The sequence below is a fragment of the Corallococcus terminator genome (genome assembly GCF_049194865.1).
GTDB classification, from domain to species: domain Bacteria; phylum Myxococcota; class Myxococcia; order Myxococcales; family Myxococcaceae; genus Myxococcus; species Myxococcus terminator_A.
The window spans coordinates 45232-67933 of sequence record NZ_JBLZWL010000009.1 but is presented as its reverse complement, the minus strand read 5'-3'; the positions used below and the strand labels follow the sequence as shown (position 1 = coordinate 67933).

Here is a 22702-nt window from a genome sequence, read left to right as displayed (position 1 = left end):
CGGGGTGTGTGGCGGAGGGCGAGGATGTTCAGCAAGTACTACCTGAGCGAGCTGACGTACCTGCGGGAGATGGGGCGGGCCTTCGGGATGGCCAACCCGTCGCTGGCGGGCCTGCTGGTGGAGCGCGGCGCGGACCCAGACGTGGAGCGACTGCTGGAGGGCTTCGCCTTCCTGACGGCGCGCATCCGCGAGCGCGTGGACGACGACGTGCCGGAGCTGGTGCATGGGCTGACGGAGCTCTTGCTGCCGCACTACCTGCGCCCCCTGCCCGCCGCGTCCATCGTCGAGTTCTCCCCGCACCTGCGCGCGCTGCGCGGCCGCTCCAAGCTGGCCGCCGGGGCGGAGGTCGCCTCGCAGCCCATCGACGGCACCCGCTGCGTCTTCCGCACGACGACGGACGTGGACCTGCTGCCGGTGCAGCTCACCGACGCGCTGTTGGACCGCTCGTCGATTACGTCCCCCGTGCTGCGGCTGTCCTTCCAGACGACGGAGCAGGGCCGCGCCGAGGTCTTCCGCCAGCAGGGCCTGCGCCTGTTCATCCACGGAGAGCTGTCCGCCTCCGCCGTGGTGCTGCTGTGCCTCATGCGCTACTGCGGCCAGGTGCGCGTGCGCGGCGCGTCGTCGCAGGGCGACGGAATCAAATTGCCCGCGGGCTCCATCCAGGCGGTGGGCTTCCAGCGCGACTTCCGGCTCCTGCCGTGGCCGCGCGCGAGCGAGGGCTACCGGCTCTTGCAGGAGTACCTGACGCTGCCGGAGAAGTTCCTGTTCTTCGACGTGAAGAACCTGGACGCGGCGGCGCTCCACGTCCGCGAGGACCGGTTCGAGCTTGCCTTCCACCTGGAGCGGCCACCGCCCCTGGACGCGCGCATCCACCGGGAGATGTTCCGGCTGCACTGCGCGCCGGTGGTCAACCTCTTCCACGCCCCGGCCAACCCCGTCCTGCACAACGCCCTGGACGGCGAGCACCTGCTGCGCGCCGCGGACCTGCCGGCGAACCATGCCGAGGTGTACTCGGTGGACACGGTGACGGGCCTGCAGGCGGGCCGCAACGAGCGGCGCGGCTACCGGCCCTTCTTCGAGTTCAGCCACACGGCGGGCGGCGACGCGGAGCAGTCCTTCTACCGGCTGCGGCGCACGCACTCGCCGCTGGATGAAGGCATCGACATGTACATCACCCTGGAGACCCCGCGCGACGTGGCGCCGGTGCTCGGGTCCGAGGAGGCGCTCTCCATCGACCTGACGTGCACCAACCGCATGTTGCCGTCGCGGCTTCAAGTGGGTGACTTGACGGAGTCCACGTCCGCCAGCCCCACCCAGGCGAAGTTCAAGAACATCTCCCCGGTGAGCCGGCCCGCGCGCGCACCGCTGGGCACGGAGCTGCACTGGCGGCTCTTGTCGCACCTGGCCATCAACCAGCACTCGCTGGCGGACGCGGCGGCGCTGCGGCGGCTGATGGACCTGTACAACTTCCACTCGCTCACGGACAACCTGGCCGCGCGCGCCAGCCGCCTGCGCATCAACGCCATCCGCGCTGTGGAGACCAAGCCGGTCACGCGCTTCCTGGAGGGCGCGCCGCTGCGAGGCCACCGCACCCGGGTGGACCTGGACGAGGAGAACTTCATGGGCGTGGGGGACTCGTTCCTCTTCGGCTGCGTGCTGGAGGAATTGCTCGCGTCCCACGTCACCATCAACTCCTTCAACGAGCTGAGCATCCGCCTCCACCCCTCGCAGACGGAGTACATGTGGCTTCCGAGGAACGGCTCCCAGACGCTCTTGTAGAAGCGGCCCGGAAGCTGGCCGAGGCGGCGCCCCGGACGGGCTTCTTCCCGCTGGTGGCCTTCCTGGAGCGGCTCACCAAGGACGCGGTGCGCGTGGGCGGGCCCGGTCCCGTCAACGAGGAGATGATCCGCTTCCGGCACGACCCGTCGCTGGGCTTTCCTTCCGGCGACGTCAGCGAGGTGACGCTGCGGCAGGTGCCGGTGCGGCCGGAGGACCCGTACTCGCGCCGTCCGCTGTTCGAGGTGGTGACGCGCTTCATGGGGCTGACGGGCTCGGTGAGCCCCCTGCCCCACTACATCGCCGAGGAAGTGGCGCAGGAGGACCCGGACGCGCCCGTGCGGCGCGAGTTCCTGGACCTGTTCCACCACCGGCTCCTGTCCCTCCTGTATCGAATCGAGTCGAAGTACCGCATCACCAGCGAGACGGACACGTCCTTCACGGACCAGTGGTCCCGTCGGCTGCTCGCGCTGGGCGGCTTCGACACGTACGAGCAACCCCGCAAGGGCGGCCTGCCGACCTGGCGCCTCTTGCGCATCGCCCCGCTGCTCGCCAGCCGGGCCCGCACGGCGGAGCAGCTGGAGGTGGCGCTCCAGGACGTGCTGAACGAGGACCTGGAGGGCGCGCGCGTGTCCGTGCGGCAGTTCGTCGGCCGCTGGGTGGACATCGACGCCCGGGTGCAGTTGGGACGGGCCAACCACGTGCTCGGCCGCAACATGCTGCTGGGGGGCAAGGCGTTCGACCGGACGGGGAAGATTCAGCTGCACATCAGCCCGCTACCGCCGCGCGCGTACAAGCGGCTGATGCCGGATGGGGACCTGCTCCCCCTGGTCCGGGAGGTGGTGTCGCTCTTCGTCAGGGATCCGCTGGAGTACGACTTGGAGCTGGGTCTCACGGAGGGCGTCCGCCAGCAGTTCCGGCTTTCGCGCAAGGAGCCGAGCCAGCTCGGCCGCGACACCTGGCTGGGCTCCAGCCAGCAGACACAGCTGAGCGTTCCCGTCGTGAGATGAGACACTCCGGGAGGGGCGGCCCCGGGGTGCGGGGATTTACGGCGCAAGAGCCGCCCGGTATACCTTCGACCACCGTCGTCACAGCTTGGGGGCTCCCATTCGCGTCGATCCGAAAGCGCTTGTCCGTCGCCTGACGCCCACCTCCACCCGCCTGCTCGAAGCAGCGGTGGCTCGCGCGAGTGCGGGACGGTTCTACGAAATCGTCCCCGAGCACATGCTGGCGCAGATGCTGGAGCCGGAGGACTCGGACGTGGCGCGCCTGCTCCACAACTTCGGGGTGGACAAGCGGCACCTGACCACCAGCATGGAGCGCGCCCTGCAAGGCCTGCGCGCCGGCAACGCCGGGCGGCCCGTGTTCTCCGAGACGCTCTTCCAATGGTTCGAGGAGGCGTGGCTCCTGGCCTCCGTGGAGCACGGCGCGACGCGGCTGCGCTCCGGCCACCTGTTCGTCCAGTTCATCACCCGCCGCTCGCGCTACACCGCCGAAATCTTCCCGGAGCTCGACGCCATCCCCCGCGACGAGCTGCTCGGCTCGCTGGACGTGCTGCTCCAGCCCTCGCCGGAGAACGTGGAGGTCGTCACCTCCGACAGCGCTGCGAGCGGCTCGGGCGGAGGCTCGGCGAGCGCTCCGGGAGGCCGAGGTGACGAGGCGCTCAAGCGCTTCGCCACGTCGTTCACCGGCCGCGTGCGCGAGGGGAAGGTCGACCCCATCTTCGGCCGTCACCGCGAAATCCGGCAGATGGTCGACATCCTCTCCCGGCGCCGGAAGAACAACCCCATCCTCGTGGGCGAGCCGGGCGTGGGCAAGACGGCGCTGGTGGAGGGCCTGGCCTGGGCGATTGTCCGAGGCGAGGTGCCCGAGGCGCTGCGCAACGTGGACCTGCTCGGCCTGGACCTGGGCCTGCTGCAAGCGGGCGCGGGCGTGCGAGGCGAGTTCGAGAACCGGCTCAAGGCCGTCATCGCCGAGGTGAAGGCGTCTCCCACGCCCATCATCCTGTTCATCGACGAGGCGCACACCATCATCGGCGCGGGTGGCTCTCAGGGCGGCACCGACGCGGCCAACCTGCTCAAGCCCGCGCTGGCGCGTGGCGAGCTGCGCACCATCGCCGCGACGACGTGGGCCGAGTACAAGAAGTACTTCGAGAAGGACGCGGCGCTGGAGCGGCGCTTCCAGCCGGTGAAGGTGGAGGAGCCCAGCGAGGAGGACGCGGAGCTGATGCTGCGCGGCCTGCGTCCCACGTACGAGGCGGCCCACGGCGTCACCATCCGCGACGAGGCCGTCACCGCGGCGGTGCGGCTGTCCAGCCGGTACATCTCCGGCCGGCAGCTCCCGGACAAGGCAGTGGACCTGCTCGACACGTCGGCTGCCCGCGTGAAGATTGAGCTGTCCACGCGGCCCGAGGAGCTGGTGGCGCTGGAGCAGGAGATCTCCGGCCTGGAGCGCGAGCGTGACGCGCTCAAGCGCGACCTGGACGACGGTGAAGGCGGTGAGGACGAGCAGGAGGCGCTGGCCGAAGCGGAGGCGAAGCTGCGCGCCACGCAAGACTCGCGGGCCTCGTTGCACGCGCGTTGGGAGACGGAGCGCGCGGCCGTCATCGCGCTGATGGACGCTCGCAAGGCGCTGCGAGAGCCGGCCCCGGGCGCCGAGCCCTCGGCGCTCAAGGAAGCGGTGGACGCGGCGGCGAAGACGCTCGCGCAGGCGCGCGGCGAGGTGCCGCTGGTGCACTCGGACGTGGACGCGGACATCGTCGCGCGCGTCGTCGCGGGCTGGACGGGCGTGCCGGTGGGGAAGATGCGCGGCGACATGCTGGAGGCCGTGCTGAACCTGGAGGACCGGCTGCGCACCCGCGTGCGCGGACAGGAGGCGGCGCTCAAGAAGGTGGGCGAAATCATCCGCATCTCCCAGGCGGGCATCCGCAACCCGGACGCACCCATTGGCGTGATGCTCTTCGTGGGGCCCAGCGGCGTGGGCAAGACGGAGACGGCGCTGGCGCTGGCGGAGTCGCTCTACGGCGGCGAGCGCTTCATGACGACGCTCAACATGAGCGAGTTCCAGGAGAAGCACACCGTGAGCCGGCTCATCGGCTCGCCGCCGGGCTACGTGGGCTACGGCGAGGGTGGCCTGCTCACGGAGGCGGTGCGGCAGCGCCCCTACTCCGTCGTGCTGCTGGACGAGTGCGAGAAGGCCGACCTGGAGGTGATGAACCTCTTCTACCAGGTGTTCGACAAGGGGATGCTGACGGACGGCGAAGGCCGCGCGGTGGACTTCAAGAACACCGTCATCATCCTCACCAGCAACCTGGGCTCGGACCGGGTGATGAAGATGTTCGAGGACGGGCTGGAGCCCTCCTCGGAGCAGGTGCTGACGGCCATCCGCCCCACGCTGAGCCAGCACTTCAAGCCCGCCCTGCTGGCGCGCATGACGGTGGTGCCCTTCGGCCCCGTGCAGCGCGACGTCATGCGGCAAATCGCGGAGATGAAGCTGAACAAGCTGGTGGGCCGGCTGCGCGAGGCCCACGACGTGGAGACGACGCTGGCGCCGGAGCTGCTGGACGAGCTGGCGCGCCGGTGCACGGAGTCGGAGATGGGAGCGCGCAACATGGAGCAGATCCTCCAGGGCTCGCTGATGCCCGTGCTCTCCCGCGAGCTGTTGCAGCACCTGGTGGGTGGCGCGGTGCCTCCCAAGCTGCACGTGGCCCTCACCCCGGAAGGCGACTGGGACCTCCGGTTCGCCGAGGCCTGAGAACCCATGAAACGAACGCTTCAGGTCTGCGGTGTCGCCCTGTCCCTGCTGGCCGGCTGCGCCAGCGCACCCAAGCCGGCGATGTGCTTCGCCGAGGCGGGCCCCAACGCGCGCTCCTTCCCCACGCCAGACATCTGGTTCGCCCTGCTGCTGCACGGCTACGACAAGGACACCAGCGCGGCGCCCCAGCCCGCGGTGGACTGCGCGGGCGCGCCCGTGTGGTGGCAGGACCCCTCCGCCGACGATTGCGTGGAGGCCGGCCCGGACGCCCTGCCCCTGCCCCCGGCGGCGAAGCTCACCGAGGAAGACCTGGTGCTGGAGACGCTCCAGGCTGGCCAGCGGCTGGCGTGGGTGATTACGCGGCGCTTCACCAACGGCGAGGCCCTGGGCCCGGTGGCCCTGGTGGAGACGACGGAGCTGGGCTTCCGAGTGGAGGCGCTGGGCTCGCTGCGCTCCATGCCGAAGAACGCGAAGCTGCGTCTGGAGCGCGTGGGCGGCGCGGACGTCCTCGTCGCGGAGGGCGACGCGTGCACCACGGATGGCACCGACGTGTGCCGCCGCTACGCGCGCGTCATGCCGCTGCGGCGCAACCGCTTCTTCACGGAGTCGGTGTCCAGCCCGGAGCGCGCGTGCCTGGGCGCCGCGTGGTTCCCGCTGGCGCGCGAGGCCACTTTCAAGCTGCCCAACCAGCTCATCCGCAAGTTCGAGCTGACGTCCACGCTGTCCTTCAGCGAGGCGGGCATCGGAGTGCAAGAGCAGGTGCAGGTGAGCGACTCGGACCCCGCGCAGCCGGACGTGGGGCCGCGCATCTACCGCCGCGCCCAGGACACCCGCACGCTGGTGCTCGAGTCCAACGCGCTGGTCAGCACCAAGGCCTCGCTGTGGTCCCGCATGGTGGAGCAGCAGGTGCGCATCGGCGCGAAGATGGACCCGGAGAAGCCGCTGGTGCCCATGCCGCCGAAGAACAAGCCCGCGACGGCCGCCGCCACGCCCGAGGCCCCAGAGGCGAGCAAGCCGGTGGCTCCGCCCGCGAAGACGCCTCCAGCTGCGGCGAAGAGCGGCGGCCCGTAAAGGCCGAACAGCCCCAGGCACCTCCTCATTCCGCCCTGGAACCCTTCGTTTTTTCGAAGGTGTTCCGGGGCTTTTCCTATTGGCGCCGAAAGTCCCGCGCCTGCAGATAGGAGAGAGGCCCATGGGGGGCCAGAAGGAGCCGAGGATGCGAATCGAAATCCGAGCCCGACACTTCACCCTCACCGACACCCTGCGTCACCACGTGGAGCGCCGCGCGCGCTTCGCGATGGGGAGATTGTCCGACAGGGTCCGCGAGGTGACGGTGCGCTTGGAGGACATCAACGGCCCACGCGGTGGCGTGGACAAGGTGGCCAAGGTGACTGTCCGACTCGAGCAGGGCGGACAGCTCGCGGCGGAGGCCGTGGACGCGAGCTTCGCCGGGGCGGTGGACAGGGCCCTGGAGCGCGCGGGCCACGCGGTGGGCAAGGCCCTGGGGCGCTCGCAACGCAGCGACGGGGAGAGCGTGAGGACCGCGCCCTGGGAGCCCGAGGAGCAGCACAGCCCCTCCTGACGTGAGGTGAGTTGCGTCAGGGCCCCTCCACCCGGAAGGGCCCTGACGGTGGCAGGATGATTCAGTGCCGCGAGGGCCCTGGCGCCCGCGCGGCACGGTGTGGAGGCCGTGGATGCAAGGCGGGTCCGGAGCGCTGGGAAACGTGCGGGCCGCCTGGGCGCGAGCGCGCCAGCGCTGGTGGGTGCGGTGGGGCGTGGACCTGGTCCTGCTCGCGCTCGTCTTCACTGCGGTGGCGACCTGGCAGACGCGCAACCTTCCAGGCTCGGGTGCTCCGGCGCCGGACTTCACGCTGCGCACCCTGGACGGAGAGACGGTGTCGCTGGCGTCGCTGCGCGGCAAGCCCGTGGTGCTCGCCTTCTGGGCGCCCTGGTGCGGCGTGTGCGGCGCGGAGTCCTCCAACCTGTCCCAGTTGCGGCGGCTCGCGGGAGACTCCGCGCACGTCGTCTCCGTCGCGCTGGCGTACGAAGACGAAGAGGCCGTGCGGCGCTTCACGCGAGAGCACGCGGTGGACTACCCGGTGCTGATGGGTGACGACTCACTCCAGCAGGCGTGGCGGGTGAACATGTTTCCGACGGTGTTCTTCCTGTCACCCGAGGGGCGCATCGAGCGCTCCGTGGTGGGCTACACCACCCTGGCTGGACTGTCGTGGCGGTGGATGCTGTAGCGCGTTCGAAGACGGCGTGATGTGACATTGCCGCGCTGTGCGGGCAGCCCGTCGTCTATTCGCCAACCAACAGACACCGGCCCGCGCCTTTGCCTGTTCATGGAAAATGGCATAGCAACTTCACGGCTCTCTCCCCAGGAGCACCGATGAAGACCCGCTTCACTGAACGCTTCCAGTTGAAGTATCCCATTGCGTGTGCGCCCATGGCGCTGGTGGCCGGTGGCGCCCTCGCGGGCGCGGTCAGCCGCGCGGGAGGTCTGGGCTTGCTGGGCGGTGGCTATGGCGACATGGCATGGATTGCCCAACAGCAATCGCTCGTCGGTGGCGCCCCCGTCGGAGGGGGCCTCATCACCTGGTCGCTCGACCAGACACCCGAGCTCCTCGACGCGGCGCTGGCCTACAAGCCCATCGCCTTCATGTTGTCCTTCGGTGACCCGCGCCCCTACGCCGCGAAAATCAAGGCCTCGGGTGCGGCACTGATTTGCCAGATTCAGCGCCTGTCCCAGCTCGACGAGGCGCTCGAGGCGGGCGCGGATGTCATCGTTGCCCAGAGCAGCGAGGCGGGAGGCCATGGGATGACCAACCGCGCGACCATCACCCTGGTCCCGGAAGTCGCCGACATCCTGGCCAGGCGCGCGCCCGACACCCTCCTGCTCGCGGCTGGAGGCATCGGCGACGGGCGCGGGCTGGCGGCGGTCCTCGCACTGGGCGCCGACGGCGCGCTGGTCGGCTCCCGGTTGTGGGCCAGCCAGGAGGCCCTCGTGAACGAGAACTCCCAGGCGAGGGCCGTCGAATTGACTGGAGATGACACCGACCGCTCCAACGTCTTCGACATCCTGCGCGACATCACCTGGCCGCCCGGGTACACCTTCCGCGCCCTCACGAACACGATGACCGAGCGCTGGTCCGGCAATGAAGACGAGCTCCTGCTCGTGGCCGATGAAGAACGCGAGAAATACAACGCCGCCATGGCCGCCAATGACTACACCATTGGCCACAGCCCATGCGGGCAAGTGGCGGGACTGATTCGCGACATCCCCCGCGCGGCGGACATCCTCGAGGCGATGGACACGCAAGCCACCGAGATTCTCTTGCGTCTGGGAAAACGGCTCCAACTTCCGCGCGCGAGGGAACTCTCTCCCCTGGACCTGCCAGGAGTCGCTGGCCCACAACGCGGCCTCCGTGGCGAGGGCGGTTCGTCTGATGGGTGACGAGACGGACCGCTCCACCGTGTTCAACATCCCACGTGGGTTGAGCTGACCGCCTGGCGACACCATCAGCGCCCTCCAGCACCAGCTGGAGGAGCGCGCGTCCCGCCGCGAGGACGACCCGCTGACCGCCGCCGTCGAGGAGCGAATGAAGTTTCATGACGCCCTGACCGTGTGTGTGACGACAGGGTCGGACACAGCCCCGCCGGACGAGCCGGGGCTTGATTCGCGACATCCCCACCGCGGCGGAGATGCTTGCCCGGATGGACAGACAGGTCGCCGACGACTTCTGCGGCTGAGACCAGGGACCTAGCTTCCGCGCGCGCATGGCCGGACTCGTCACGAGTCCGGGCGCGCACGGAGGCTTCATGAATCGCGCGGCGAAGTGGGCGATCGGTCTGGGTATCGCAGGGGGCGCGGCCCTCGCGTTGGCTGTACGACGAGACCGTCCCGCGGGCGAAGTCGAGACACGGCGCGCTCGCTCGCCATCGCGGTTCATCGACGTCGATGGCCTGCGAACGCACTACCGGGACCAGGGCAAAGGCCCTCTCCTCGTGTTGCTCCACGGCTCCAACGCGTCGCTGCACACCTGGGAAGGCTGGATGGACTCGCTGACCCGCGAGTACCGGGTCATCACCGTGGACCTGCCCGGACAGGGCCTCACCGGACCGGACCCGAAGAACCGCTACACGCCCCTGGCGGAGGTCTCCTGGCTGGACACCTTCGTCAGCGCGCTGGGGCTCGAGCGCTTCACGCTGGGCGGCAATTCCATGGGCGGTGGCCTGGCCTGGCGCTACACCGTGGTCCACCCCGAACGCGTGGAGCGGCTCATCCTGGTGGACGCCTTCGGCCTGCGGCGCGAAGAGCCGATTCCGCTCTCCCTCCGGCTCTACGAGACGCCCGTGGTGAGCCGCGTGGTGCGCTGGACGACTCCGCGCTTCATGGTGAAGCGCACCGTGAAGAGCACCTACGGCGACCCGAGGAAGGTGACGCCAGAGACGGTGGACCTCTACGTGGACATCCTCCTGCGCGAGGGCAATCGGGAGGCCACCCGCCGGCGCTTCGCCCAGAAGGACTCAGACCCGTCGCTCGAGGAGCGGCTGTCTGAAATCAAGGTCCCCACGCTCATCCTCTGGGGCAGCCGCGATGAATGGATTCTCCCCAAGTACGCGCGGCGGTTCCACGCGCGCATCCCCCAGTCCCGCCTGGTGATGATGGAAGGACTGGGGCATGTGCCCATGGAAGAAGACCCGCACAAGACGGTGGCCGTGGTCCGGGACTTCCTCCACCAGACAGAAGCCCGGGTGAGCGCCCGCCCCGCCGCGGGGCTTCAGTCCGCGCGGCAGGTGTAGCGCCGCGCTAGCGGCCCAGGGGCCCCGCGATGAACTTCGCGATGGCCCGCACCTGCTTGCGATTGCGCTTGCTGTCAATCGTCCGGGTGAGGTCGCGCGGCACCTTGCTCAAGGTCTTCAGGGAGTCGCTCATCGCCTTGCCGGAGTTCTTCATCAAGTCCCGCAGGGCGCCGTCCTTCTTCCTCTCCGCCGAGGCCTTCTGCTCCCGGCGGTAGGTCTTCAGCCCGTCGGAGACCGACGCGGACAGGTTCTCCATCGCACGACTCACGTTGTCGTGCGCCTTGTCCAGGTTCTTCAGCCCCTTGCTCGTCTTGCGCTTCTTCTTGCCCGCCGGGACGGTGCGCTCGACGATCACTTCCGTGGCAATCACCTGCCCGCTGTGGCCATCCACCCGGACTTGCGTCTCGGTGGTCACATCCTTGCCTTGAATGCTCATCGTCTCTTCTCCTTGAATCCACTGCGGGGGTTCACGGCATGAAGGGCGGAACGAAGGGCAGCGACAGCCCGCCGCGCCGCTTCTTCTTGGGCTGCCGCTGGTAGATGAGGACCACCGGCACGAGCTGCTTGCCGAGGACTTCCTCCCCCAGCCTTTCCCGGACCTCATTCAAGGCTTCGCCCACCTCGAGCATCAGCGCGCCCTGGCCTCGCTTGAGGGCCTTGAGCTTCTTGCGCCGCTGCTTGCCCATGTCGATGACGACGGGAATGGAGCTGATGGTGTTCAGGGTTTCGATTGTCATTCCGTGTTCTCCCTTCAAAGCGCGGTACGTGAGCCCGCTTCGCGGTCCTTGTCCGACAGTCGGAAGCTGATGCCCCGCAGCGTCACCGCCACCGCGACCAGCACGGCCCCCAGGAACAGCGGGCTGAGCAGCATCTGGCTCCAGGCCTGACCTGACAGCACCTCCGTGGTGAAGGCCTCGCCCGCACGCTCCCCTCGCCTGGCGACTCCCACCACCGCCGCGCCCACGCGAACCGCCAACGCTCCCAACAACAACCAGCTCCCCGCGCGCAATGCCTGGGACACGGCGAAGGAGAAGGTCCGCTCCGTCACCGCGAACCGATAGGTCGAGGAGTCGAGGAAGCGTTGGAGACGGTAGAAGCCAGCCACAGCCGCGTCGTAGACCTGTTCGTAGCGGATGAACGAGCGGTCCTCGGACAAACTGTCCAGTTTCCGGTTCAATCGCTGTCGCATCCGGCGCCCGAGCTGGACCTCGTACCGGCGGTACTCCCGGTAATGGTCTATGCGGGGTTCCAGCCGGGCCGCCAGGCTGTCGGAGAGCATGGTGGAGCGAATCATCCGCAAGGTGTTGAGGTTCATCGGGACCCTGTACTCCTGGGCCAGCTTGAAGAACCCAATCCAGAGGTTGGCGGAGGTGCGCTCCCACCAGCGCGAGGTGCGACTCTTGTTCGCGTAGAGGTCCTGCCAGAAGATGCCCTCCAGCTTGCGGGAGAACTCCTCCACATCCACCGCGGGCAGCGGCTCGAGCAGCGCGAGCACGGCCGACACCATCCGCCCCACGTCCTCGTTCGCCTGGGCGTCCGCGATTTCTCGCCACACGCGGCGCTCGCGCGCGGTGAAGGCACCACAGGAGCCGAAGTCGATGAGCACCAGCCGGCTGTCTGGTTGGACCATGACATTGGCCGGGTGGAGGTCCGCGTGGAAGAAGAGTCCCTCCTGCGCGCAGAGGCGGGCAATCTTGAGCAGCCTGCGAGCCACCTTGCGGGGGACGATTCCCAGCGTGGCCAGCGACGCCAGGCCCGACTCGTCCTTGCGCTCGGCCGTGGAGATGAGGTCCTTGAGCCAGATGCCGGAGACGAACTCGGTGACGAGCACCTCGTGGTTGGACAGGTCTCCGTACACGCGGGGTGAGCGCACGAAGCGCTGGCCCAGCTTGTCCATCCGGTCCTGGAACAGCTCCGTGTAGCGAGCCTCCCGGACGAAATCGAGCTCCTCATAGAGCATGGTGCTGAGCTCGTGGAGGAGCTGACGCGAGTAGCCGGGAGGAACGAACCAAAGCTCCGCCAGGCCGAGAATCCACCCCAGCGCGCGCATGTCCGCGGCGAAGAGCGAGCCGACGCCGGGCCGGCGGACCTTCACCGCGACCTCCTCGCCGCCATGCAGCACCGCGCGGTAGACACAGGCGACGGAGCCCGAGCCCACGGGCTCCGCGCCCAGCTCGGAGAACACCTCCGCTATCGGCCGCTGGAGGGAGCGCTCCACGAGTTGCCGCACCTGGGAGAAGGGAATCGGCGGCGCGGCGTCGAGCATCTTCTCCAGCTCCTGCGCCACCGGATATGGGAGCAGGTCCACGCGGATGGCCATCTGCTGGCCCAGCTTTATCCACGTCCCGCCCGCTCGCTCAATCAGCCGCCGCAGATGCTGGCCCCGGGATTGGATGGAGTCCCGGCGGCGGAGCACATCCGCGGCGATTCGCATCAGCAACCACAGGGCACCAGAAATCCAGACGCCCAACTGGAGCAGCGTCCGGCCGATGCTGGCGCGGTGCTGCTCCGCTTCGCGTTGGTGAGGCGTCGGTGGAGCCTCCCACGAGCGCGCGCGCAGCTCCTTGCCCAGCGCCTTCGCCGCCTGGATTCGCGAGTCCAGCTCCTCGCGCTTGCGCCAGCGCTGGACAGCGGCGGAGACCCGCTGCTCGCGCGCCACCGCCGGGCGCGCCGGTGAGGAGGGGGCCGCCTCCTTCACCGGCTGCACCGGGTCCACCTTCTCCGGGACGGCGCGGAGCGAGCTCACCGCGCGGCGCCGCGCAGTCGATGGACGATGGTCTCCAGGCTCGCCGGAGAGTGGAACGTCTCCGCGGTGAGGAGCGCGTCCGGGAAGGAAATCTCGAAGGCCCCTTCCAGCGCGAGCATCAGGTTGATGGCATTCATCGAGTCGAGCCCCATCTCGTTGCAGGGGCGCGCCATCTCCACTGGCTCGTCCGGAGCCACGCGGGGAAGGAACTCGCGAATCACCTCGATGAGTCTGGTCCTCACCTCGTCCGTATTCATCGTGTCTCCTCCGACGAAAGCGACCCCTGGATGGGCAGGCGCGTGTGGGGCTCGTGCCCCCAGCGCAGCCGATGCACCGCGATGACCTCGCCGTCCCGATGGACCAGCTCCAGCGGCGGCGGTCGACTCAAGAACCCCGTGAGGCTCGCCGTGGCCCCATAGGCCCCGACGTTGGGAACAAAGACCCGGTCGCCCACCCGAAGCGGCGGGAGCCTGACGTTGCGAGCGAAGCAGTCCAGCGGCGTGCACAGCGGCCCCACCACGTTGACCTCCTCGAGCACCCCAGCCGCGGCCTCCGCGCCGGCCTGGACGACACCGATGCCGACCAGCGGAACCCGCCCCAGGCCCGACATGCCCCCCAGGTGGTGGATGCCGCTGTCGAGGACGACGTACTGCTTGCCCTTCGAGCGCTTCACGTCCATCACCGTGGACCACAGCGTGCCCGAGGAGCCGCAGAGCCTGCGGCCCGACTCGAACCACAGCGCGGCGGATGCGGTCCTCCCGCGCTCCGAGGCCAGCCGGGCGAGCGGCTCGCGCAGGGACTCCAGCTCGGGCCCCACGCCAGACGTGGCGAAGGGCCAGGGGAAACCTCCGCCCAGATCCAACACCTGGAAGGGAAGCTCGAACGCATGGGAGAGCGACTCTCCGACTTCGAGCGCCACTCGCAGCGCGGAGAGCAGCGCCGGCACGTCCGCGAGCTGCGTGCCCTGGTAGACGTGCACGCCCAGCAGCTCGACACCGCTGAGCGCCGCCACCCGCGCGCGGCCCTCGCGCCACTCCGCCTCGTCGAGCCCGAACTGGCTGCTCACGCCACTCATCGCCAGCCGCGCCACGGGAGGCGCCTCCGGGTTGACGCGCAGGAGGACCCGGGCACGAAGCCGAGCGGCGCGCGCGGCCCGGTCGATGCGCTCCAGGTCCGTCCACGACTCGGCGGAGAAGCGCGTCACGCCAGCGCCGAGCGCGCCACGCACCTCCTCGGTGGTCTTGCCCGGGCCGGAGTAGAGCACCCGCTCCGGAGCAAAGCCGGCGGCCATCGCCACCGTCAGCTCTCCGGGCGAAGACACCTCCGCGTCGCAGCCGAGCCGGCAGAGCGCCTCCGCCATCGCCGGAAGCGGGTTGGCCTTGAGCGAGAACAACAGCCGGCTGCCCTCGGGCAGGACGGACATGAGCTCGCGCGTGCGCCGCTCCACGTCCCCCAGGTCATAGACATAGAGCGGCGAGCCGTAGGTCTCCAGCCACGCCGCGGCCCGGGCCGTCAGCGGAGGACTCATCGGCGCGCTCATGGCCGCCCTCCCGCCACAAGCCAGCTCGCGAGGGCCGCGCGGTCCAGCTTGCCATTGGCCGTCCTCGGCAGCTCCGGCACCCAGTGCACCTGGTCGGGGACCTTGTAGGACTCCAGCCGGCTGGAGAGCGCGTCGAGCAGCCCGGCCTCTCGTGGTGGCGGCGCGCCGGGAGTGGACGTGACGAACAGGTGCAGCCGGTCGCCCTGGGCCTCCTGCACCACGCCCGCCTCGGCGACGCCGGGCAGCCCGCACGCCACCTCCTCGATTTCCAGCGGATGCATCCGGAAGCCGCGGCGCTTGAGGAGGAAGTCCCGGCGCCCCACGAACTGGAGGAAGCCCTCCGCGTCCATCCGGAAGAGGTCACCGGAGTACAGCACGCGGCCCAGCCCGCGCGGGTGCGTGCGATAGCGCAGCGCGGTCTCCTCCGGCGCCCGCCAGTACCCGAGCGCGACGTGGCGCCCCTGGATGACCAGCTCCCCCACCTCTCCTGGCGGCAGCGCCTGGCCCTGCTCGTCCAGGATCATCGCCTCCGTCCCGGGCAACGCGCGCCCCACCGAGCCCGGGTGTGCCTCCAGCTCCTCGGGCAGGAGGATGGAGACGCGCTTGCACTCGGTCAGCCCATACATGGGGAACACGGAGACTCCGGGCAGCTGACGCCGGAGCTGCTCCACGTGGCTGGCCGGCAGATGCGCACCCGTGTTGGTGAGCGTCCTCAAGCGGAGCGAGCCCGCCCCACTCCGACCGAGCAGCTTGAGCAACGCGGCGAACAACGTGGGCACGCCGGGAAGCACGGTGACTCGCTGGCGCTCCAGCGTGGTGACCAGCGCGGGTCCGGCCAGCTCCGCGCTCCCGACGAACACGCCCGCCCCCACCTGCGCGGCGAGGAACACCTGATACAGGCCGTAGTCGAAGGAGAGCGGCAGGAAGACGCCCACCACGTCCTCGGCGCGGTACTGGAGCCGCGCCTGGATGGCGTCCACCACGAAGAGGATGTTGTCGTGGCTGAGCGTCACGCCTCGCGGCGCGCCCGTGGAGCCGGACGTGTAGATGAGGCAGACAGGGTCCACGTCCACACCCGCGAAGGGCGGACACTCCACCGGCTCGCTGTCCAGGATTCGCGACAGCCTCGGCGCCGAGGCGGACTGCGAGCCCTCGCCCACCCAGACGATGGGCACGTCGGCGAAGGCCGGCGCGAGGTGCGCGGTGGACTCGTCCAGGAAGGCCACCGCGGGCGTCACCTGCTCCAGAATCCTCCGCAAGCCCGGCTCGCGAATCGCGCCATGCAGCACCGCGAAGAGGCCGCCCAGCCGCGCCGTCGCGAACGCGGCCAGGGCCACCTCCGCGCGGTTGCGGGTGAGGATGACGGCCCTGTCTCCACGCCGGAAGCCCTGGCGCGAAAGCCAGCCACCCAGCCGCCGGGTGGCCGCGCCGAGCTGCGCATAGGTGAAGGAGACCCGTTCGTCGGACAAGAACAGGCGGTCGCCATGATGGCGCTCGGCTTCTTCCAGCAAACCGCAGAGGTGACGGGGCGTCATGCGTGTCTCTCCCAGACAGGTCAGGACAGACGGTCGTCGGTGAAGATCTCCTTCTTCACCATGAACCTCGTTGTCTTCGAAAGGATGCGCTCGTTGAAGGCCACGCGCTCGGGATGGGCCAGGAGCTCGTTGCGAACCTTCAGCGGCTCCGGCAGGCCCACGTCCTTGTAGATGTCCGGGTTGTAGAGCTTCTGCATCGACGTGAGCATGAAGCGCTTGAGCGCGCGCTCCACGTCCCGCAGCCGCTCCACCCCGTGCTTCGCGCGCAGCCCCTGGTGGAGCCGCTCGATGTTCAACCGCCCGTAGCTGATGTGGCGCGTCTCATCCGAGTGGTGCAGCCGGTTGATTTCACGCACGAAGGGAGGCAGCCGCGCGTCCTTCGCCATGTGGCTGTTGTAGCCGTCGACAATCTCCTCGAACACCAGCACCGTGGCGAAGGCCAGGAACTCCTTGATGTCCGTCTCGGGGAAGGTGTCGTAACGGATGCGACGGTCCTTGTATATCTTTCCGCCGTACGTCAGGCAGAACCGCGAGAAGTACCACATGTGCTCATTCTCCTCGAGCACCAGGTGGTGGAGGTATTCGGAGGACACCTCGTAGCCCGGGGTGTGGATCCTGCTGATCATCTCCGTGAGCAGCTCGCGGATGCCCGTCACATTCAGGCTGAAGAAGTTGATGCACTCCCACTTGCTGAGCCGCAGGAGCTGCTCCGGCGTCAGCTTCTCGGCCCAGGGCGTGCCGTGGACGGAGAGCAGCTCCGGACTCATCCAGGGCTGGTCCTCGGGCAGCGACTTCTCCCAGACCAGCTCCCGAAAGGGATTGGAGGTGTCCGCATTGGAGAGGTGGATGAGCCGATCCAGGGTGCGCGCGAAACCATCCTCGGCGGGCTGCACCGGAAGCGCCCCGGAGGGCGCGTGCTGGGCGAAGTCCTCAATCATGGCGGCCATCCCTTCGTCATAGAAATGGGAGAAGTGGTCCGCGTCCGGCTGGAGCACCGTCCGCGCGCCGACGAGCCGGGAGGCCAGGAGCGCCACCTGGTCCGGGTGGGAGATGGCATCCGCGCCACCTCCAAAGACGAGCACGGGCTGCTTCACGGAGGACGTCCAGGCGTCCTCCCGCTCGCCGAAGAGCGCGCAGACCATGTTCGCGTAGCGGAAGAGGCTGGACGGCGTGCGGAACGGCACGCTGGTCATGTAGAGCAGGTGGGGGTCCGTGGAAGTGAGGACGCTGGCCACCACCTTCCGGTCCTCGCTGTGCGGCGCCTCGCCTCCGGGGGCCCCTCCGAAAATCAGCTTGCAGTAGCGCTCCGCCACACGCGGGTTGGCGGCAATCTGGGGGAAGAGCTGGCGGAGGTTCTTCTCGAAGGACGTCATCGGGTGGTCCGGGGTCGCCGGAAGCGACACCGTCCCGTTGAGCAGCACGCCGCTCGCGAAGCGCTCGGGGTGCTCGGCCAGCGCGCGGAGCGCCACCTGCGCGCCACTGCTCCAGCCCACCACCGTCTCCACCCGGGAGATACCCAGCCGGTCGAGCACGGCGACCAGGTCCGCCACATGGACGCTGGAGTCACAACGGGAGGGATTGAAGTCCGGCGTCGGCGTGGGCAGCCAGCGGGTGTTCCACGTCACCACCCGCCAGTGCTGGGCCAGCCGCTGCGCGAGCGGCGCCAGGAACTCCTCGGGCATCGCGTAGGCGTTGCAGAGGACCAGCACCGGACGCGTCGAATCTCCCCGGGTGAAGGCACACACCTCCGCCCCATCCGGGGCGCGAACCTGCACGGGGGTGAACACCAGCCCCTCGCGCTCCCGCGCCAGCTCCGCGAGGTAGCTGGAGAGGTAGACATCCAGGTCCGCGAGCGTGAGCGGCGGGTGCGGGGGAAGGGTGCGGGCGAACCGCTTCGGGTTCAGCCCGTAGCTGGCGTAGAAGGCCCCGCGCAGATCGAACAGCTGTTCGATGGGGGACGCCTCCGTCTCACGGTGGGTGGTGAAGCTCAGGATGGGGAGCCGGAGCGCGTGGGACATCCGGTCCACCATCCCCAGGGCCGGAAGCTCCACCGGCCCCACCAGGTGATGCACCAGCCCCCCCTCGAACCCGGTGGCGCTCAGCCGGAGCATGTCCAGCACCACCTGGTCCACGGGCACCATGTTGACGCCCGCGCCCTCGTGTCCCAGCAGCCGCAGCGGGTCCGTGACTTGCGCCAGCTCCCGGCGCAGCCGGTACAGCTCCCGCACGAAGCCATAGATTCCGAACCGCGTCCCTCCGCTGCGGCGGCTCGCACTGGGGCCGATGATGACCGAGGGACGGACGATGGTGTAGGCGCGACCCGCGGCCTCGCAGGCGCGTGAGACTTCTCGCTCCGCCTGCGCCTTGCTCTCCTCGTAGTAGTTGTTGAAATCCGAGGCCCCCCCCATGGGCTCCGGATGCAGCTGCTCGGGAATCACTCCGCGCCGGGTTCCCGCGGTGTAGGCGGTGGAGACATAGACAAACCTCTCGGCCCCCACCTTCCGCGCGACCTCCAGGATGTTTCTGGTCCCAATGCAATTGTGTGCATGGATTTTATCCCGGTGGCGGTTCTCATACGCGAGGCTGGCCGCGGAATGCCACACCTCCTCCAGTCGCGCCTCCTCCAGTCGCTCCAGGTCCTCGGGTGAGAGACCACAGAGCGGGAGGGTGATGTCACCGACCAGGCAGGTGACATTTTTTTCGACGGCTTCGAGCGGAACGGGGACGTCATACGACGCCGCGGCCTCCGCGAGTGACTCCAGGAGTCTTTCGCGCGCATGCTCCGGCGACGTGCCACGAACCAGCACGAAGAGCCGCCCGCCCGCCCTCAATCGCCAGAGGAGGAAGTGGCTCCCCAGAAAGCCCGTGCCCCCTGTGAGGAGGAGCCGCGTGGGACGAAGCTCTCGACCGTCCAACTCCAGGGGATTCGCATATGTCGCACCCATGGGCCGCTCCGCTGGGTAGAGCTACAATTGCAGCCAGCCTTATGCGGGGCAAATCACAGCATGTCAACACGATCGCGATTATGTCGCATATGTCATTGATTGCATCGCAAGGCGATTGAACCATCTGATTCCAGACAGATGACCGGGAGAGGACGGCGCTCCCCGGCCACCTGCCTCACGAAGGCGTCACCAGACGTTGACGGGCAAGGTCCGGTACGACACCGCGCCCGTGCCGAGTTGACCGTCGGCGTTGCTCCCCCAGCCCCAGAGCTGGCGGTCCTCCAGCACCACCAGGGAGTGGTGGTCTCCCGCAATCACTGACACGGCGGGAGTGAGTCCTTGCACGACCTCCGGCCAGCGCCGCGAGACATTCGTCCCATCCCCCAGCTGCCCGGAATCATTGGCGCCCCAGGCCAGCACGGCCCCATTCACGCCCAGGGCGAGGACATGGCGAGCCCCCGCCGCCATGGCGGTGGAGCCTCTTGTCCAGGACACCGAAGAGGGGAGCGGGTTGTCGCCACCGCCACCGCCCAGTTGCCACTCATCGTTCCTTCCCCACGCCCACACATCGCCGTCCGTCGTCCTTGCCAACGAGAAGTCATCTCCGGTGTCGATGGCAATCACATCCGTCAGGCCGACCACCTGCACGGGAGTCCGACGGTTCGTGAACGAGCCATCTCCCAACTGTCCGTGGGAATTGCCGCCCCAACTCCAGACGGTGCCGTCCGCCTTGAGCGCCAGGGCATGGTTCTTCCGGGCGGAGATGGCCATGACGTCGGAGAGGTTGGACACCAGCACGGGCGAGTGACGCACGTTCAGGGACGTCCCATCGCCAAGCCACCCGCTCGTGTTGTCCCCCCATGCCCAGACAGTGCCATCCACCTTCAACGCGAAGGAGTGAGCCTCTCCCGCGGCGACAGCCACCACGCCCGTCAGCCCGGGAATCGCGACGGGGGTGAGGTGCACGGGCGCACCACCCGGCCCCTGCCCCAGCTGTCCCAGACCGTTGTTGCCCCATGCCCAGACGGTGCCACCCGCGCGGAGCGCCAGCGAGTGCTGGAGCCCCACATCCAGGCTCAGCACCTTCGAAAGCCCGCTGACGGCGACAGGCCACGGGCTCGAAGCCGTCGTGCCATCCCCCAGGAGCCCGGAGGACGTATTGGCGCCCCAACTCCACACCTTGCCGTCGCCCCTCATCGCCAGCGAGTGCCGCCGGCTCGCGATGGCGACCTTCGTCGGACCGAACACCGTTCGCGTGGGCGTCGGATGCATGGCGGAGACGCCGTCGCCCACCTGCCCCGAGGAGGCCGAGCCCCAGGACCACAAGGTGTTGTCGTCGCGGACCGCGAGGAGGTGAGCCTCCCCCGAGGCGAGTGACGTGACATTCGCCAGGCCCACGACGAGCCCAGGCACCAGGCGCTGCGTCGTCGAGCCATTCCCGAGCTGGCCGGCGACATTGGAGCCCCACGTCCAGACGGTGCCATCCACCTGTGTCGCGGCGGACTGCGCGGCTCCCGCGCTGATGGCGACCACATCCGAGAGGCCCGTGACGCGCGTGGGCACCAGGCGAGAGGTGGTGGTGCCATCTCCAAGCTGCCCCACCTCGTTGGAGCCCCAGGCCCAGACGGTGCCATCCATCCGCAGGGCCAGCGAGTGCATGGACTTGGAGGAGAGGGAGACCACTCCCGTCAGTCCCTGCACGGCCACGGGGAGCAGGCGCTGCGTCGTCGTGCCATCGCCGAGCTGTCCCTGGGTGTTGCTCCCCCATGCCCACACGGTGCCGTCCCGCCTGAGCGCCAGGGAATGGGCCTTGCCACCGGCCACCGCCACGACACCGGTGAGCCCTGGGACCTGGACAGGCTCCGGGCGAGACGTCGTGCCGCCGTCTCCCAGTTGCCCGGACGCATTGGAGCCCCAGGCCCACACCGTCCCATCCGCCTTGACCGCGAGCGCATGCGAGTCACCCGCCGAGATGCTCACGACGTCCCACAGCCCCATCACTTCTTGAGGGTAGACTTGCGGGGAGCTCCGCCCATTCGCCAGTTGCCCGTGGGCGTTGTCGCCCCAGGCAAAGACACCGCCCCAGAGACTCAAGCAGAGGGAGAAATCCCCTCCCGCGGCGACGGCCTGAACCCCGCCAGGCACATACACCTGGACCGGCGCGGCCTGGGCGGTCAGCGTGTCGTCACCCAGTTGCCCCAAGGCATTGGCGCCCCAGACCCACAGCGTGCCATCCGGCTTCAGCGCCAACGAGTGACTCCTCCCCGCCGCGAGCTCCACGCGAGTGACCATCCCGGCGGTCCAGGTGGGCGCCGTGCTGAGGATTCGCGAGCCATCCCCCAACTGACCGTCAATGTTGTTGCCCCAGGTGCTGACGGTGCCATCGACCAGCATCGCCACGGAGTGCTGCCCTCCTCCCGCGGCAACGCCGAGCACGCCCGTCAGCGCGGACACCCGCACCGGCGACAGCCGCTGCGTCATCGACAAATCCCCCACCTGCCCCCGCCCATTGCCGCCCCAACCCCACGCCGTGCCGTCGGCCTTCACCACCAGCGAGTGCTGTCCGCCGCCCGCCACCGCCGTCACGTTCGTGAGACTGGAGACACGCACCGGCAAGGAGCGCCGTGTCGTGCTCCCATCGCCGAGCTGGCCGAAGGTGTTCTGCCCCCAGGCCCACACCGTCCCATCGACCTTCAGGGCCAGGGAATGCGAGCCCCCGCCCACGAGGGCCACCACCGATGACAGGGCGGAGACGAGGCCGGGGACCAGGCGCTGCGTGGAGCCGCCATCGCCCAGTTGCCCGTCCGAGTTCGCGCCCCACGTCCACGCCGTCCCGTTCGCCTTGAGTGCCAGCGAGTGCGAGTTGCCCGCGCCAATCTCAGACACCCCGAACAGCCCCGACACGGGCACGGGCAGCAATCGCTGCGTGGTGGTGCCATCACCGAGCTGTCCCGTCGCGTTGTTGCCCCAGGCCCACACGGTGCCGTCCGCCTTCAACGCGAGCGAGTGGGAGAAGCCCGCGACCAGCCGGACCACGTTTGTGAGCCCCGGCACGAGCACGGGAGCCCGTCGTGCCACGGTGTCACCGAGCCCCAATTGGCCTCGCTCGTTGTTCCCCCACGCCCACACCGTGCCGTCCGCCTTCAGCGCGAGCGAATGCAGGTCTCCCGCCGAGACGATGCTCACCGAGGACAGTCCCCAGACTCGCGCGGGCACGGCCCGGGTCCGCAGGGTGCCGTCACCGAGCTGCCCGAAGGTATTCGAGCCCCAGCTCCACGCCGTCCCATCCGGCCGCAGCACCAGCGAGTGGAGACGCCCCGCGGAGACGGTTTGATTCCGGGGAAGCCCCTCCGCGGCCTTCACCGTGCCCACCTCTGGCACGGGGACCTCTCGCGAAACAGGCTCCGTACAGCCCAGGCCCCACAACCCGCACATCAACACCGCGCACACCCATGCCCTCGGGCCGCCCGGCATCGTCTCTTCACGTCTCATGTTTCCCCTCCACAAACACGGTGCGAGCACTTCCCGCACCTCGAACCTGGCTTCGGCGGGTAGCAGCAGCCCCGGTGGTGGAGCCAACTCGCGCTCCACCACCAGAGGC

Annotated in this window: 16 protein-coding genes; 8 read left to right on the top strand and 8 right to left on the bottom strand. The window is 69.1% G+C overall.

The window, feature by feature from the left end; translation table 11 throughout:
- The first annotated feature begins 24 nt into the window (after positions 1-24).
- From tssF to ACN469_RS06130, 8 genes are all read left to right on the top strand, one after another.
- Complete coding sequence (gene tssF, locus ACN469_RS06165; RefSeq protein ID WP_498765098.1) at positions 25-1779, top strand: type VI secretion system baseplate subunit TssF; 1755 nt, start codon at positions 25-27, stop codon at positions 1777-1779.
- The gene (tssG, locus tag ACN469_RS06160) at positions 1743-2786 is read left to right on the top strand and encodes a type VI secretion system baseplate subunit TssG (protein WP_498765096.1); all 1044 of its coding nucleotides are present in this window, start codon (positions 1743-1745) and stop codon (positions 2784-2786) included. Before tssF ends, tssG begins: the two co-directional genes overlap by 37 nt.
- Before the next feature lie 85 nt (positions 2787-2871).
- Complete coding sequence (tssH, locus tag ACN469_RS06155) at positions 2872-5529, top strand: type VI secretion system ATPase TssH (RefSeq protein WP_498765094.1); 2658 nt, start codon at positions 2872-2874, stop codon at positions 5527-5529.
- 6 nt (positions 5530-5535) lie between these two features.
- The gene (locus ACN469_RS06150; RefSeq protein WP_498765092.1) at positions 5536-6600 is read left to right on the top strand and encodes a hypothetical protein; all 1065 of its coding nucleotides are present in this window, start codon (positions 5536-5538) and stop codon (positions 6598-6600) included.
- A 145-nt stretch (positions 6601-6745) separates the two neighbouring features.
- Positions 6746-7111 (top strand): HPF/RaiA family ribosome-associated protein, encoded by a 366-nt coding sequence (locus ACN469_RS06145; protein ID WP_498765090.1) that lies wholly within the window; start codon positions 6746-6748, stop codon positions 7109-7111.
- Positions 7112-7223: 112 nt separating this feature from the next.
- Complete coding sequence (locus ACN469_RS06140; RefSeq protein WP_498765088.1) at positions 7224-7775, top strand: TlpA disulfide reductase family protein; 552 nt, start codon at positions 7224-7226, stop codon at positions 7773-7775.
- Between the two features lie 146 nt (positions 7776-7921).
- Positions 7922-8986, top strand: coding sequence for an NAD(P)H-dependent flavin oxidoreductase (locus tag ACN469_RS06135; protein ID WP_498765086.1), 1065 nt, complete (start codon positions 7922-7924; stop codon positions 8984-8986).
- A gap of 365 nt (positions 8987-9351) precedes the next feature.
- A complete protein-coding gene (locus ACN469_RS06130) occupies positions 9352-10335 on the top strand; it encodes an alpha/beta fold hydrolase (RefSeq protein ID WP_498765084.1) in 984 nt (327 codons plus the stop codon).
- Positions 10336-10342: 7 nt separating this feature from the next.
- Here ACN469_RS06130 and ACN469_RS06125 read toward each other — a convergent pair whose 3' ends face one another.
- The 8 genes from ACN469_RS06125 to ACN469_RS06090 all read right to left on the bottom strand — a co-directional run bounded on the left by ACN469_RS06125 (position 10343) and on the right by ACN469_RS06090 (position 22593).
- Positions 10343-10771: a DUF6312 domain-containing protein gene (locus tag ACN469_RS06125; RefSeq protein WP_498765082.1), complete on the bottom strand. Its 429-nt coding sequence runs from the start codon at positions 10769-10771 to the stop codon at positions 10343-10345.
- Between the two features lie 31 nt (positions 10772-10802).
- On the bottom strand, positions 10803-11072 hold the full coding sequence (locus ACN469_RS06120; RefSeq protein WP_498765080.1) for a DUF6200 domain-containing protein: 270 nt from the start codon (positions 11070-11072) through the stop codon (positions 10803-10805).
- A 14-nt stretch (positions 11073-11086) separates the two neighbouring features.
- A complete protein-coding gene (locus ACN469_RS06115) occupies positions 11087-13081 on the bottom strand; it encodes an ABC1 kinase family protein (RefSeq protein WP_498765078.1) in 1995 nt (664 codons plus the stop codon).
- Positions 13078-13338 (bottom strand): phosphopantetheine-binding protein, encoded by a 261-nt coding sequence (locus tag ACN469_RS06110; protein WP_163870724.1) that lies wholly within the window; start codon positions 13336-13338, stop codon positions 13078-13080. The genes ACN469_RS06115 and ACN469_RS06110 overlap by 4 nt, the downstream gene beginning before the upstream one ends.
- Positions 13335-14621, bottom strand: a complete 1287-nt coding sequence (locus ACN469_RS06105; protein ID WP_498765076.1) for a type III PLP-dependent enzyme domain-containing protein — start codon at positions 14619-14621, stop codon at positions 13335-13337. Before ACN469_RS06105 ends, ACN469_RS06110 begins: the two co-directional genes overlap by 4 nt.
- The gene (locus tag ACN469_RS06100) at positions 14618-16156 is read right to left on the bottom strand and encodes a class I adenylate-forming enzyme family protein (protein WP_498765074.1); all 1539 of its coding nucleotides are present in this window, start codon (positions 16154-16156) and stop codon (positions 14618-14620) included. The genes ACN469_RS06105 and ACN469_RS06100 overlap by 4 nt, the downstream gene beginning before the upstream one ends.
- Positions 16157-16176: 20 nt before the next feature.
- Entirely contained in the window at positions 16177-19101 is a 2925-nt protein-coding gene (locus ACN469_RS06095; protein WP_498765072.1) for an alpha/beta fold hydrolase, read from the bottom strand.
- Positions 19102-19287: 186 nt separating this feature from the next.
- Positions 19288-22593, bottom strand: a complete 3306-nt coding sequence (locus ACN469_RS06090) for an RCC1 domain-containing protein (protein ID WP_498765070.1) — start codon at positions 22591-22593, stop codon at positions 19288-19290.
- Between the last annotated feature and the right edge of the window lie 109 nt (positions 22594-22702).

Coding starts and splice junctions, on each gene's coding strand:
- tssF (WP_498765098.1), top strand. CDS start 25: ATGTTCAGCAAGTACTACCTGAGCGAGCTGACGTACCTGCGGGAGATG.
- ACN469_RS06150 (WP_498765092.1), top strand. CDS start 5,536: ATGAAACGAACGCTTCAGGTCTGCGGTGTCGCCCTGTCCCTGCTGGCC.
- ACN469_RS06145 (WP_498765090.1), top strand. CDS start 6,746: ATGCGAATCGAAATCCGAGCCCGACACTTCACCCTCACCGACACCCTG.
- ACN469_RS06140 (WP_498765088.1), top strand. CDS start 7,224: ATGCAAGGCGGGTCCGGAGCGCTGGGAAACGTGCGGGCCGCCTGGGCG.
- ACN469_RS06135 (WP_498765086.1), top strand. CDS start 7,922: ATGAAGACCCGCTTCACTGAACGCTTCCAGTTGAAGTATCCCATTGCG.
- ACN469_RS06130 (WP_498765084.1), top strand. CDS start 9,352: ATGAATCGCGCGGCGAAGTGGGCGATCGGTCTGGGTATCGCAGGGGGC.
- ACN469_RS06125 (WP_498765082.1), bottom strand. CDS start 10,771: ATGAGCATTCAAGGCAAGGATGTGACCACCGAGACGCAAGTCCGGGTG.
- ACN469_RS06120 (WP_498765080.1), bottom strand. CDS start 11,072: ATGACAATCGAAACCCTGAACACCATCAGCTCCATTCCCGTCGTCATC.
- ACN469_RS06110 (WP_163870724.1), bottom strand. CDS start 13,338: ATGAATACGGACGAGGTGAGGACCAGACTCATCGAGGTGATTCGCGAG.
- ACN469_RS06105 (WP_498765076.1), bottom strand. CDS start 14,621: ATGAGCGCGCCGATGAGTCCTCCGCTGACGGCCCGGGCCGCGGCGTGG.
- ACN469_RS06100 (WP_498765074.1), bottom strand. CDS start 16,156: ATGACGCCCCGTCACCTCTGCGGTTTGCTGGAAGAAGCCGAGCGCCAT.
- ACN469_RS06095 (WP_498765072.1), bottom strand. CDS start 19,101: ATGGGTGCGACATATGCGAATCCCCTGGAGTTGGACGGTCGAGAGCTT.
- ACN469_RS06090 (WP_498765070.1), bottom strand. CDS start 22,593: ATGAGACGTGAAGAGACGATGCCGGGCGGCCCGAGGGCATGGGTGTGC.